The organism is Sandarakinorhabdus sp. DWP1-3-1, assembly GCF_049896705.1.
Lineage (GTDB): Bacteria > Pseudomonadota > Alphaproteobacteria > Sphingomonadales > Sphingomonadaceae > Sandarakinorhabdus.
Genome location: NZ_JAFCUV010000002.1, coordinates 103,070 through 115,573 on the forward strand (window position 1 = coordinate 103,070; position 12,504 = coordinate 115,573).

A 12,504-nucleotide genomic window follows, 5' to 3' on the forward strand; every position below is an offset into this window, starting at 1 on the left:
CGCACCCTGCTTTTGGTCGCGCCTTCGCCTGAGTCAATCGCCCGGCAATTGACCGGGTGACGCGCAACCCCCGGCCCGGCTATGGCTGGCGGCGATGGATCTCTATCTTCCCATCGCCGAAATGTCGGTCAATGCCCTGGTGATCATCCTGCTCGGTGGCGGGGTGGGCTTCCTGTCGGGCATGTTCGGCGTCGGCGGCGGCTTCCTGACGACGCCGCTGCTGATCTTCTACGGCATTCCGCCCGCCGTCGCCGTCGCCTCGTCGGCCACCCAGATCACCGGATCGAGCGTGTCTGGGGCGCTGGCCTATTGGCGCCGCGGCCAGGTCGATCTGAAGATGGGCGGCGTCATGGTGCTGGGCGGCGTCATCGGCGCCGGCATCGGCCAGATCGTCTTTCGCGCCCTGCAGAAGATCGGCCAGATCGATGTCACCATCAACATCATCTATGTGCTGTTTCTCGGCATCATCGGCGCGCTGATGCTGCGCGAATCGCTGGGCGCGCTGCGGCTGGCACGCGCCGTCGCCGCCGGCGCACCGCGACCCCCCACCCGCCTGCGCCGCCATGTGCCCTGGATTGCGGCGCTGCCCGGCAAGACGCGCTTCTACAAATCCGGCCTCTACATCTCGCCGCTGGCGCCGCTGCTGCTCGGCGTCGGGGTCGGCGTGCTCACCGTCATCATGGGCGTCGGCGGCGGCTTCATCATGGTGCCGGCGATGATCTACCTGCTCGGCATGTCGGCGAGCGCCGTCGTCGGCACCTCGCTGTTCCAGATCATCTTCGTCACCGCGGCGACGACTTTGCTCCATGCCACCTCGTCCAAATCGGTCGATATCGTGCTGGCGCTGCTGCTGCTCGCCGGCGGCGTGGCGGGCGCCCAGGTCGGCGTCCGCGCCGCCCAGCAGCTTCGCCCCGAGAAACTGCGGCTGGCGCTGGCATTGATCGTGCTGGCGGTGGCGGCGCGGCTGCTGTGGGGCCTGACCGTGCGCCCGGCGGCGCTGTACACGCTGTACGGGCAATGAAGCCGGCGGCCCTCCTGCTCGCCTGGCTGGCGCTGGTCGCGGCGACGCCGACGACGCTGATCACCGATATCAGCCAGGGTCGCATCGACATCAACACGACGTTCAAGGGCGCCGACCTGCTGGTCTTCGGCGCCATCCAGTATCCCGCCGGCGCCGTCCCCGACGCCCCGCCCGACATCGCCATCGTCGTGCGCGGGCCGGCCGAGCCGGTCACCGTGCGCCGCAAGGAACGCGTGGTCGGCATCTGGCTCAACACCGATGCGGTGCGGTTCGAAAGCGTGCCCGGCTTCTACGCCGTGGCAACGACCCGCCCGATCGACGATCTCGCCGACGATCGCACCACCGCCATCTATGAAATCGGCATCCGCAACCTGCAACTGGCCCCGGCCAGCGGCGCCAGCGAGGCCGAAACCCTGGCCTTCGAACAGGGTCTCATCGCCCAGAAACAGCGCAGCGGGCTGTTCGCGGAGATTGCCGGCGGCGTCAGCGTCACCCGCAACGTGCTGTACCGGGCGCGCATCGCCATCCCGGCGGCGGTGCCGGTCGGCGACTACACTGCCGAGATCCACCTCATCCGCAAGGGCCGCGTCATCGCCAGCTCGACGACGCCGATCAGCATCGGCAAGTCCGGATTCGAACGCTGGATCTATGTGATGGCGCAGGATCACAGCCTCGCCTATGGCCTGGCCGCGGTCGCCGCGGCGCTGCTGGCCGGCTGGATCGCCAGTGTCGTGACGCGGCGCAGCTGAACCGGCGGCGCACCGGCCGCGTCGCGCCCGCCAGCCTGTGAATAACCCCCTCGCCGACTCGGGCTTTTTCCTGTAGCGTCGTTAACGGTGCAATTTCGGTTTCGACGCTTTGGACTACACCGCATCGCCGCCGACGGGCCCATTCGTACTGACTATGGAAGACTTGGACATAAAATGAGCTTTGATCGACGCGGACGTGGTTCCGGGCGTGGTGGTGGTTTCGACAAGCGCGAGCGCGGGTTCGACCAGTTCGAAGGCGGTGGCGGCGGCTACGGCGGCGGCGGCGGTGATCGTTTCGGCGGTGGCGGCGGCGGCGGATACGGCGGCGGCGGCGGTGATCGCTTCGGCGGCGGCGGCGGCAGCCGCTTCGGCGGCGGCGGCGGCGGTGGTGGCGGCTTCGGCGGTCGTCCCGGTGGCGGTGGCTTCGGTGGCCCGCGTCCCCCGCGCGACATGGGCCCCGGCGTGGTGCTCGGCACCGCCAAGGGTGTCGTCAAGTTCTTCAATGGTCAAAAGGGTTTCGGCTTCGTCGTCCGCGATGACGGCGGCGAAGACGTTTTCGTCCACATCTCGGCCGTGGAAGCGGCCGGCCTGACCGGCCTTGCCGATGGCCAGCCGATGGAATTCACCCTGACGGAGCGCAATGGCCGCGTCTCGGCGACCGACCTGGTCATCGAAGGCGAGCCGCTCCCCGTCACCGACCGGGCCCCGCCGCGTGAACCGCGCGAAGGCGGCTTCGGCGATCGGGCACCGCGTCCGGCCAGCGGCGGCTTCGGCCGTGACCGCGACGCCGCGCCGGCCACCAACGGCCAGCGCGTCGAAGGCACGGTGAAGTTCTTCAACGGTCAAAAGGGCTTCGGCTTCATCCAGCGTGAAGACGGCGGCCCCGATGCCTTCGTTCACATCTCGGCCGTCGAACGCGCCGGCATGTCGAACCTCAACGAAGGCCAGCGCGTCTCGTTCGAGCTCGAGGAAGATCGTCGCGGCAAGCAGGCCGCGGTCAACATCACCTCGCTGTAAGCGACGTTAAGCCTGCGGAAAGGGCGGCCCTGCAACAGAGGGGCCGCCCTTTTCATGTCCGGAGACCCGTGATGCGCCGCCTTGCCCGCCTGACCCTGGTCGCTGCCGCCGTCGCGACCCCGATGCTCGCCGCGCCCGCATCGGCATCGACCGACGCCGCCATGGCCCGCGGCATGGCCCAGGCCGGTCGTGCCTGCCTGAAGGCATCGGAACTGAAGAACGCCGCCATCGTCGGCGAACCGATCCTGTTCAGCGACGCCACCGGCAAGACCGCGATTCTGGTCACCGGCCGCTGGCGCCCGGCGCACATGCGGAATGCCCGCGCCACCATGCTCTGCCTCTACGACCGCAGCACCCGGCGCGCCGAGACACAGGAGGCCCTGCGCTGGACAGTAGCAGCGCGCTAGACGGTCGCGCGCACACTGTCACCCCGGCGAAGGCCAGGGTGACAAATGGAAAGCGTAACGCCTTCCAGCCTGCCTGATCCGCCGTTTCGCCTGCGGCATGGCGTCCCGCGACCCCGGCGCGACGGTCGCGCAGCTTGCCTGCACCGGCGATAAGGAGCAAGCGACGCTATCGCTTCAATACTGGCCAAACCCCCCGGCCGGCTCACGAGGATCAGCATGGCTTCGATCAACGGACTGACGGCGTTCTTCGCGATAACGACGACGATCGTGTTCCTGTACCCGATCTACCGGTTGACGCCGTCCTGGCTTGAACGCTCGCTCAACAAAAAACTGGTGTTTCATCGCGCCGCGTACACCGCTTTGACCGCCGCGGCGGCCCAGGCGCACAACGATCCGGTGCAGGCCGCACGCCTCGCGGCCCAGCGGGACTATCATCGGTCGGCGCTCAAGGCGCTGGTTCCGCACGAAATCGTCGAGCCCGAGGTCGAGCGCACCGCCGACGCGGCCTGAGATCGTGTCGGCAGCGGCTATTTGCCGGCTGCCGTCCGCGCCAGATCGGCATCGCTGAGCACCTGCCACGCCGCCTGGACGGCGCGAAACCGGTCGGCCTTGGCCTTGTCGGCGCCGGCCACGTCGGGGTGGCTCTCCTTGGCGGCCGCCCGCCACGCCGCTTTCACGACGATCATGTCGGAATCGGGGTCGCAACCGAGCACCGCCAGCGCATCGAGCTCGGCGCGACTGCGCGTTCCGTCGCCCGGGCCGCCCCATTCCCAGTGCTGCGCCTTCTTGTAAGTCGTCTCCGCCTGCTCGCTGGCTTCGCGCGCCGCGGCTTCCTCGGGGGTCAATCCGGCGAAATAATCCCAATTGGCATTGTATTCGGCGGCATGGCGTTCACAGAAATACCAGCGTTCGGGGCGATTGGGGGCCTTTGGCGCCGGCCGGTCGCCGGGATTCGTGCAGCCGTGGCGGTCGCAGGTGCGCACTTCGGTGGCCGCGGTGCCGCTGCCATAGGGCCGCCAGCGCGGAAACCCCCAGTCATCGGTGCGCCTGGAGCGAACCATTCAACACTGCTCCCGCTGTTCCCGCGCCGGCACCATGCCGCCGGCCCGCCATTTAGGCACGATCCGGCCCCGCCGCCAGCGCTCAGCGCTTGAAATAACCCATGATCTCGTCGAGCGGATTGCCGTCCTTGTTGGTGTCGATCATGTTCATCAACGCCCCGGCCGCCCCGCCGCTGCCCCCGGCACCGCCCAGAAGCCCGCCGAGCATGCCGCCGAGGCCACCGCTCGCCGGCGCCGCGACCGTGCCGGTCCCGTTGCCGAGCGCACTCGCCGCCATCGTCGCCACCATCGGCAGCAGCGCCTTCAACGCGCCGATATCGAGTCCCGTCTTGCCGGCGGCATCGCTGGCGACGGCGCGCGACACGTCCTTCGACCCGAAAATGCTGCCCAAGATGTCGTTGCCCTGCGCCACCGCACCGTCACCGGCCGCCGATCCCGTATAGGCTGCCGCCATGCCGGCCAGCTGGTCGACGATCGAGCCGTCGGTCTGCGCCTGTCTGGCCATGCCGCCGGTCACCGCCGGCAGCAGCGCCGCCACCGCGCCCTGCGCCTGTTCGGGCGAAATGCCGACCTTTGCCGCCATGGCGGCGATGCTGTCCGCACCGCCCATGCGTGCGATCATGTCCATCATCTGCTGCGACATCGCCGACTCCCTGTCCGATGCGGCCAGTATAGGCCCGCAACGAGGCCCCTGCCAGCCGCCGCGACATGGTGGACGCCCCCGGTAGACGCCGGCGTCACGATCGGGGAAGGTGCACGCCATGGCGACCCTGCTCCTCGACCGACGCTTCGGGCCGCTGTTCGTCACCCAGTTCCTCGGCGCCTTCAACGACAATCTGTTCAAGACGGCGCTGGTCTTCCTCGTCGCCTTCCACCTGCGCAGCGACGATCCGGTCGGGGCCGCCACCCTCGCCACCGTCGCGACCGGCGTTTTCATCCTGCCGTTCCTGCTGTTTTCGGGCGTCGCCGGCGAAATCTGCGACGCCCGCGACAAGGCGATGATCGCGCGCCGGGTCAAGATCGCCGAAATCGCCTTCATGGCGCTCGGTGCCGCGGCACTGGCGCTACGGTCGGAGCCGCTGGCGCTCGTCGTCGTCTTCCTGATGGGGGTGCATTCGACGGTGTTCGGCCCGGTCAAATACGCCATTTTGCCCCAGCACCTCGCACCCGGTGAACTGCTGCTCGGCACCGGGCTGGTCGAAGGCGCCACCTTCGTCGCCATCCTGCTCGGCCAGATCGCCGGCGGCCTGCTGCCCGCGGGCATCGCCGGCCCGGTCGCCATCCTCGTCGCCGTCCTCGGCTGGCTCGCATCGCGCCATATTCCCGCCGCCCCGCCCGCCAGCGAGGTCGCCATCGACTGGAATCCGCTCCGCGCCTCGCGTCGGGCGCTCGGCGAGGCCTTTGCCAATACCGAACTGCGCATCGCCACCCTCTGCATCAGCTGGTTCTGGGCGCTGGGCGCCGTCTACACGAGCCAGTTCGTGCCGCTGGCGCGCAACGACATGGGCGGCAGCGAAGGTGTCGCGACGCTGTTTCTCGCCGCTTTCTCGATCGGCGTCGCCCTTGGATCGGCCGGCGTCAGCCGCCTGCTCGGCGGTCGCATCTCGACGCGCCTGTCGCCCTGGGCGGGATTGGTCATGGCGCTGGCCGGCGTCGACCTGTTTTTCGCCGAACGCGGGCTGTTCGCGGCCGCCGGGGACGTCACGCAGTTCCTGTCACGCCCCTCGGGCTGGCGGGTGCTGGCCGATCTGCTGGTGCTGGCCATCGCCGGCGGCATCTTTTCCGTACCCCTTTACGGTGTCCTGCAGACCGCGACCCGCCCCGCCGGCCGGGCGCGGGCCATCGCCGCCAACAATATCGTCAACGCCGGCTTTCAGGTCGCCGCGGTTCTCGCCATCGGCGCCGCCATTTCGCGCGGCGCCAGCCTACCGACAGTGCTGATCGCCGCAGGTTTCACCGTCGTCCTGCTGGTCCCGCTGTTGCGAAAGCTGCCGCGCTAGTGTTCGCGGGCCTAGCCAAGGCGCGTGCAGCCGCCTAAACGCCGCACATGATCGGGCCACAGGCTCGCCGTTTCGTGGAGTTCCATGTCAAAAGTCGCTCTTATCACCGGCGTTACAGGCCAGGACGGCGCCTATCTTTCCGAATTGCTGCTGGAAAAGGGCTATGAAGTGCACGGCGTCAAGCGCCGCTCTTCGTCGTTCAACACCGGCCGCATCGATCATCTCTACAAGGACCCGCACGAGGGCCATACCAATTTCCGGCTGCACCACGGTGATCTGACCGACGCGACCAACCTGATCCGGCTGGTGCAGGAAACCCGCCCCGACGAGATCTACAATCTCGCGGCGCAAAGCCATGTCCAGGTCAGCTTCGAAACGCCGGAATATACCGCCAACGCCGACGGCATCGGCACGCTGCGCCTGCTCGAGGCGATCCGCATCCTCGGCCTCGAAAAAACCACCCGCTTCTACCAGGCCTCGACATCGGAGCTTTACGGCCTGGTGCAGGCGGTGCCGCAGTCCGAAACCACCCCCTTCTACCCGCGCTCGCCCTATGCCGCGGCCAAACTTTACGCCTATTGGATCACGGTCAACTACCGCGAGGCCTATGGCATCCATGCGTCGAACGGCATCCTGTTCAACCATGAAAGCCCGCTGCGCGGCGAAACCTTCGTCACCCGCAAGATCACCCGCGCCGTCGCCGCCATCGCCGAAGGCACCCAGGCCAAGCTGTTCCTCGGCAATCTCGATGCCCAGCGCGACTGGGGCCATGCCAAGGACTATGTCGAGGGCATGTGGCGCATCGTCCAGCACGACACCGCCGAGGATTGGGTGCTCGCCACTGGTACCACGACGACGGTCAAGGTCTTCGTCGAACTCGCCTTTGCCGAAACCGGCCGCACCATCGAATGGTCGGGCACCGGCGTCGATGAAAAGGGCCGCTGCACCCGCACCGGCGAGGTGCTGGTCGAGGTCGATCCGCGCTATTTCCGCCCCACCGAGGTCGATCTGCTGCTCGGGGACCCGACCAAGGCCAAGGAAAAGCTCGGCTGGGTCCATACTTCGACGATGCAGGACCTGGTGCGCGAGATGGTCGCCGCCGACTGGGCCGAGGCGAAGCAGACGCGCTGATGTTCGACCTGTCGGGCAAGACGATCTGGATTGCCGGGCACCGCGGCATGGTCGGCGGCGCGCTCGTCCGCCGGCTGCAGCGCGACGGCCACCGCGTGCTGACCGCCGGCCGCGACCGTGTCGACCTGGTCCGCCAGGCCGAGGTGGAGGCATTTGTCGCCGCCGAACGGCCCGACGTCGTCATCGTTGCCGCCGCGCGGGTCGGTGGCATCGCCGCAAATGCGGCGCGGCCCGTCGATTTCCTGCACGACAACCTCCTCATCGAGGCCAATATCATGCGCGCCGCGGCCGACGCCGGCGTTGCCAAGCTGCTGTTTCTCGGCTCGTCGTGCATCTATCCGCGCGACGCCGCCCAGCCGATGACCGAGGCTGCGCTGCTGACCGGGCCGCTGGAAGCCACCAACCAATGGTATGCGATCGCCAAGATCGCCGGCATCAAGCTGGCCGAGGCCTATCGCCAGCAGCACGGCCTCGACTTCATCAGCGCCATGCCGACCAATCTCTACGGTCCCGGCGACAACTACGACCTTGAATCGAGCCATGTCATCCCGGCGCTGTTGCGGAAGGCTATCGAGGCGCGCGACAGTGGCGCCGCGACGATGACCGTCTGGGGCAGCGGCACGCCGTTGCGCGAGTTCATGCACGTCGATGATCTCGCCGACGCGCTGGTGTTCCTGCTGCAGAATTACTCGAGCCCCGAGCACATCAACGTCGGCACCGGGCAGGAAGTGACGATAGCCGAGGTGGCGCGAATCATCTGCGATACGGTCGGCTTCACCGGCGAGCTGGTCTTCGACCGCAGCCGGCCCGACGGCACGCCGCGCAAGCTGATGGACTCGTCGCGGCTGCTGGCCATGGGCTGGCGTCCGCAGATCGGCCTGCGCGAGGGCCTGGCCGATGCCTGGCGCGATTTCAGCGAGAACCCGACGACGCGCCTGTCGGCATGAAGGTCACCATCGTCACCGTGGCGTGGAATGCCGCCGCCACGATCGGCGACACCTGCCGGTCGGTCGCCGCGCAGGACTGGCCGGACATCGAGCACATCGTCGTCGACGGCGCGTCGAAGGACGACACCGCCGCCGTCGTCGCCGCCCATGCCCGCCCGGGCCATGTCTTCGTCTCCGAACCCGACAAGGGCTTGTACGACGCGATGAACAAGGCCGTGGCGCGGGCCAGCGGCGACATCATCGGCTTCCTCAACGCCGATGATTTCTACTGCCGAACCGATGCCGTGCGCCTGATCGCCGAGGCAGCGCTCGCCGACCCCGATGCCGGCGCCGTGTCGGGCGGCGTCGCCATCGTCGCCGTCGACGATGTGACGAGGCTCAGCCGGGCCTATCCGGCGCGGCCGTTCGCGCCCTGGATGCTGCGGCTGGCGCATATGCCGCCGCATCCCGGATTCTACGTGCGCCGTACGGCCATGGCGCGGGTCGGGCCATTCGACCCGACGATTCGCATCGGCGCCGATTTCGACTGGATGGTGCGGTTTTTCGTAGTGGCAAAGCTGCGCGCCCGGCCGATCCCCGAAACGCTGGTGACGCTGCGCGAGGGCGGCCTGTCGAACCAGGGCCTCGCCAGCCGCAAGGCGATCGCCCGCGAGGCGCTGGCGACCCTGCGGCGCCACGGTCTCACCGCCAGCACGGCGCTGGTCTGGGCGAAATATCCGGTCAAGGCGCTGCAGTTCGTCGTGCCACCGCATCAATGGCCGGCGCCGTTTGGCGTGCGCTGGACGCCCTAGACAGTCGGTGCCGGGCCGGAAATGTCGGCTCGACCGCTTTCGGCCTTGGGCTGCGATGCGCCCGGCCCCGCATCATCAAGATGATCGCGCATCTGGGGCACCCAGACCTGGGGCGCGCAACGACTGGTGGCCCGCCTGCGCGCCGCGCCCGACCGGGCGGGTCGGCTGCGCCGCCTCTGGAAGCCGCCGGGGGCTGCTGCTAGCGCTGCGCGGCGGCGGTGATCTCGTCCGACATGCGCCGCAGCGCCGCCTGGACCATGTCGTAGCTGTACGGCTTGGCGAAGAAGCGCGCGCCTTCCGGCATGTCTGTCGCCTTCATGTCATGTTCGCCGCTGACGATGATGAAGCCCATGGCCGGCCAACGCTGGTGGGTAAGCGCCGCCAGTTCCAGGCCGTCCATCGAGCCGGCCATGTGGATGTCGGTGAAGACGATCGTGATTTCGTCATGGCTTTCGAGCATGGCAAGCGCCGCATCGGCGCTTGCCACTTCGAAAAGCGCAAAGCCGAGCTCGTCGACCAGCTCGACGGCGGCCATGCGAACGAGGGCGTCATCCTCGACGACGAGGATCGTCGGCAGTTTGATTCGGAGTGCAGGCACGACACGTCTTTCCAACCTGAAGCCAGCCTCCGGAGGCATGGTCAGGCAGACCCGCGCCTTCGCGTTCAGACGCGACACCAGGTTGTGCGACCGTCCGTGCAAATGTAACGCCCGGCGTGCGATATTCGATCCGAGCGCCCGCGAATCGCGGCGTCCCCCTTGTCACGGCGTTGCCGCGTTGAACTCCAGTGCTTGGATTGCAAGCGCCGGTGTCGGGGCGCGTTGCACCCGGCCGGTGACGCGGCCATGCGTGCAGGACCAGGTAAATTTCCCCTCCATCGCGGAAACCGGCGTCACCTTTTCATCGGCCGCGCATTTGCCGACTTCGGCCTTCAGCTTGTCGATCGCCGTCTTCCAGGCCGCGGCATCGCGGTCCATCAGCATGTTGTCGGCCAGTGGCGCCGCCTCGACGGCACTGGCCCGCCACACCGCCCGCGCCGCAGCATAGGACGCCGCCAGCCCGGCGCTGACCGGCACCATGCGATCGGGGATCGCCTTGGCGGCGTTGAGCGCAAGGGCGGCGCGGTAGGTCGGCAGCACGCCGGCGCCATAGGTCCGGCTGCCCAGCGCAAAGATGCCGACGCCCTTGTCCGGCAACAGCATCACCACCGAGCCATAGCCGGGGTAGCCGCCGGTGTGGGTGACGACGCGGCCGAGGTCGCAATCGTCGATGACGCTCCACGCCATGCCATAGGTCGCCGCTTGCCGACACGGCGGCCCCGCCGCCGCCGGGCGGTTCTGCCCCCGCACGAAATTGCTGCCGGTGACGATCTCCCGGATCGTCGCCCGCCGGACCGGGCCCGTTTCCGCACCGTCGCGCGCCGGCCAGGCGGCGAGCAGCGCCACGACCCATTTCGCATAATCGCTGGCACTGGTCTCGATGCCGCCCATCGCGCCGAACGCGCCATCCTTCATGTCGGCCTCGCGCACCCAGCGGTTGTCGCGCCAGCTGTAACCGATCGCCCGCCGCGCTGCCGACGAGGCGAACACGTCGTAACCGGTCGACGTCATGCCCAGCGGCGTCATCATCTCGCGGCGGATATAGTCCTGGTAACGAACCCCCGAGACATTGCCGATGATCCGCCCGAGCATGGCATAACCGAGGTTCGAGTATTCAAAGCCCAGCCCGGGGCCCTGCGCAAAGGCGACGCCGCCCTTCAGCAGGGCGGTGAAATCGGCTTCCGCCATCACCTGCTGGCGATCGCCCCAAGGATTGTCCTCCACAAAACCCGACGAATGGGTGAGCAGATTGCGCACCGTGATCCGGGGGCTGTCGGTCGTTGGATAGGTCCAGGCCGCGATCTCTGGCAGGTAGGTTTCGGCCGGCGCGTCGAGCGCCAGCTTGCCGTCATCGCGCAGTTTCAGGATGGCCAGCGCGGTGAACGCCTTGGACATCGAGGCGATGCGGAACAGGCTGTCGGCGGTCACCGGCCGGTTCGATTCGAGGTCCTGCACACCGAGGCCCCTGACGTGCACCAGCCGGCCATCGACGACGACGCCATAGACGAGCCCGGGGACGTGGGCGGCGAGGCGCCATTCGCCGAAGATGCGATCGACCTCCCGCAGCGCCGCCGCATCGGGGGCGGCGATCGCCGGCGCGGGCGCCAAGGCGAGAAGAATCGCGGCAACCCGGTGCGTCATCGTCATCATCTATCCCCCCTGTCGGCCGCATCCTGGACCAAAGCGGCGGCATTGCCTACGGCACGACGACAATGAACAGATAGGTCGCAAAGATCACCAGGTGGACGACACCGTTGAGGATCGTCGTGCGCCCGGTGCGCAGCGACAGCACCGCCATGAACAGCGACAGCGCCAGCAGCTGCGTGTCCTTGACATCGAGCCCGAGCGTCAGCGGCACGCCCATCACCAGCGACACCACCGCCACCGTCGGTATGGTCAGGCCGATCGAGGCCAGCGCCGAACCCAGTGCCAGGTTGATGCTGTCCTGCAGGCGGTTCACCCGTGCCGCACGCATCGCCGCCAGGCCTTCGGGCAGCAGCACGATGCCGGCAATGATGACCCCGACCAGAGCGACCGGCGCGCCGGCGGCCGCCACTGCGGCCTCGATCGTCGGCGCCAAGGCCTTGCCGATCATCACGACACCCACAAGCGCCGACGCCAGCAGCGCGGACGCGGCGATCGCGGTCGCGGGTGGCGGCGGCGCGACATGCGCCTCGACCGCATCGAGGTCGAGGAAATAGTCACGGTGCCGCACGGTCTGGGTGAAGACGAAGGTGAGATAGAGGATCAGGGACACCAGCGCGACGAACGCCAGCTGGCTCGGCGCATAGACCGGGCCAGGCACCGTCATCGTGACATTGGGTAGCAGCATGGTCAGCACGGTCAGCGCGCCGAGCACCGTCAGCGCCGCGTTGACGCCGTCGACGTTGAAACGCTGCTCCAGGTGGCGGATGCCGCCGACGAGCAGGCATAGCCCGATGATGCCGTTCAGAATGATCATCACCGCCGCAAAGACCGTGTCCCGCGCCAGCGCCGTCGTCGCCGGACCGCCGGCGATCATCAACGAGACGATCAGCGCGACCTCGATCGTCGTCACCGCGAGCGCCAGTACGAGCGTGCCATAGGGCTCGCCGATGCGATGGGCGATGACTTCGGCATGGTGGACGGCCGCCAACACCGCGGCGATCAGGATCGGTGCCAGTACCAGCGGCGGCAGCGCGACCGGGGCCAGCATCAGCGCCGAGACACCGAGTGCCGCCAACGGCGCCGCCCAGGTCCAGATCGGCAGGCCCAGAGGGCCATGATAGACAGCCTTGCTCAT

14 protein-coding genes are annotated in these 12,504 nt (G+C 68.2%); 9 read left to right on the plus strand and 5 right to left on the minus strand.

The genetic code is table 11. From position 1 onward, the window contains the following. The first annotated feature begins 94 nt into the window (after nucleotides 1-94). From ACP7AI_RS09850 to ACP7AI_RS09870, 5 genes are all read left to right on the plus strand, one after another. The gene (locus ACP7AI_RS09850; protein WP_426166826.1) at nucleotides 95-1,021 is read left to right on the plus strand and encodes a sulfite exporter TauE/SafE family protein; all 927 of its coding nucleotides are present in this window, start codon (nucleotides 95-97) and stop codon (nucleotides 1,019-1,021) included. After that, nucleotides 1,018-1,770 (plus strand): TIGR02186 family protein, encoded by a 753-nt coding sequence (locus tag ACP7AI_RS09855; protein ID WP_426166828.1) that lies wholly within the window; start codon nucleotides 1,018-1,020, stop codon nucleotides 1,768-1,770. The genes ACP7AI_RS09850 and ACP7AI_RS09855 overlap by 4 nt, the downstream gene beginning before the upstream one ends. Nucleotides 1,771-1,944: 174 nt before the next feature. Next, a complete protein-coding gene (locus ACP7AI_RS09860; protein WP_426166830.1) occupies nucleotides 1,945-2,787 on the plus strand; it encodes a cold-shock protein in 843 nt (280 codons plus the stop codon). A 71-nt stretch (nucleotides 2,788-2,858) separates the two neighbouring features. Then, nucleotides 2,859-3,194 carry a hypothetical protein gene (locus ACP7AI_RS09865; RefSeq protein ID WP_426166832.1) on the plus strand — a complete coding sequence of 112 codons (336 nt, stop codon included), beginning with the start codon at nucleotides 2,859-2,861 and terminating at the stop codon, nucleotides 3,192-3,194. 216 nt (nucleotides 3,195-3,410) lie between these two features. After that, nucleotides 3,411-3,704 carry a hypothetical protein gene (locus ACP7AI_RS09870; protein WP_426166834.1) on the plus strand — a complete coding sequence of 98 codons (294 nt, stop codon included), beginning with the start codon at nucleotides 3,411-3,413 and terminating at the stop codon, nucleotides 3,702-3,704. A gap of 17 nt (nucleotides 3,705-3,721) precedes the next feature. Here the strand turns inward: ACP7AI_RS09870 and ACP7AI_RS09875 are convergent, their stop codons facing one another. Further along, entirely contained in the window at nucleotides 3,722-4,255 is a 534-nt protein-coding gene (locus ACP7AI_RS09875; protein WP_426166836.1) for a J domain-containing protein, read from the minus strand. An 82-nt stretch (nucleotides 4,256-4,337) separates the two neighbouring features. Beyond that, entirely contained in the window at nucleotides 4,338-4,898 is a 561-nt protein-coding gene (locus tag ACP7AI_RS09880; protein ID WP_426166838.1) for a DUF937 domain-containing protein, read from the minus strand. A 118-nt stretch (nucleotides 4,899-5,016) separates the two neighbouring features. Between ACP7AI_RS09880 and ACP7AI_RS09885 the strand changes: the two genes are divergently transcribed. From ACP7AI_RS09885 to ACP7AI_RS09900, 4 genes are all read left to right on the plus strand, one after another. Beyond that, nucleotides 5,017-6,255, plus strand: a complete 1,239-nt coding sequence (locus ACP7AI_RS09885) for an MFS transporter (RefSeq protein ID WP_426166840.1) — start codon at nucleotides 5,017-5,019, stop codon at nucleotides 6,253-6,255. A gap of 84 nt (nucleotides 6,256-6,339) precedes the next feature. Next, entirely contained in the window at nucleotides 6,340-7,386 is a 1,047-nt protein-coding gene (gmd, locus tag ACP7AI_RS09890; RefSeq protein ID WP_426166842.1) for a GDP-mannose 4,6-dehydratase, read from the plus strand. Then, the gene (locus ACP7AI_RS09895) at nucleotides 7,386-8,333 is read left to right on the plus strand and encodes a GDP-L-fucose synthase family protein (protein ID WP_426166844.1); all 948 of its coding nucleotides are present in this window, start codon (nucleotides 7,386-7,388) and stop codon (nucleotides 8,331-8,333) included. The genes gmd and ACP7AI_RS09895 overlap by 1 nt, the downstream gene beginning before the upstream one ends. After that, nucleotides 8,330-9,124 carry a glycosyltransferase family 2 protein gene (locus ACP7AI_RS09900; RefSeq protein ID WP_426166846.1) on the plus strand — a complete coding sequence of 265 codons (795 nt, stop codon included), beginning with the start codon at nucleotides 8,330-8,332 and terminating at the stop codon, nucleotides 9,122-9,124. The genes ACP7AI_RS09895 and ACP7AI_RS09900 overlap by 4 nt, the downstream gene beginning before the upstream one ends. A gap of 199 nt (nucleotides 9,125-9,323) precedes the next feature. Here ACP7AI_RS09900 and ACP7AI_RS09905 read toward each other — a convergent pair whose 3' ends face one another. The 3 genes from ACP7AI_RS09905 to ACP7AI_RS09915 form a co-directional block, all read right to left on the minus strand. Then, entirely contained in the window at nucleotides 9,324-9,722 is a 399-nt protein-coding gene (locus tag ACP7AI_RS09905; protein WP_426166848.1) for a response regulator, read from the minus strand. Between the two features lie 162 nt (nucleotides 9,723-9,884). Continuing rightward, nucleotides 9,885-11,363, minus strand: coding sequence for a serine hydrolase domain-containing protein (locus ACP7AI_RS09910; RefSeq protein WP_426166850.1), 1,479 nt, complete (start codon nucleotides 11,361-11,363; stop codon nucleotides 9,885-9,887). 55 nt (nucleotides 11,364-11,418) lie between these two features. Continuing rightward, a complete protein-coding gene (locus tag ACP7AI_RS09915; protein WP_426166852.1) occupies nucleotides 11,419-12,504 on the minus strand; it encodes a calcium:proton antiporter in 1,086 nt (361 codons plus the stop codon).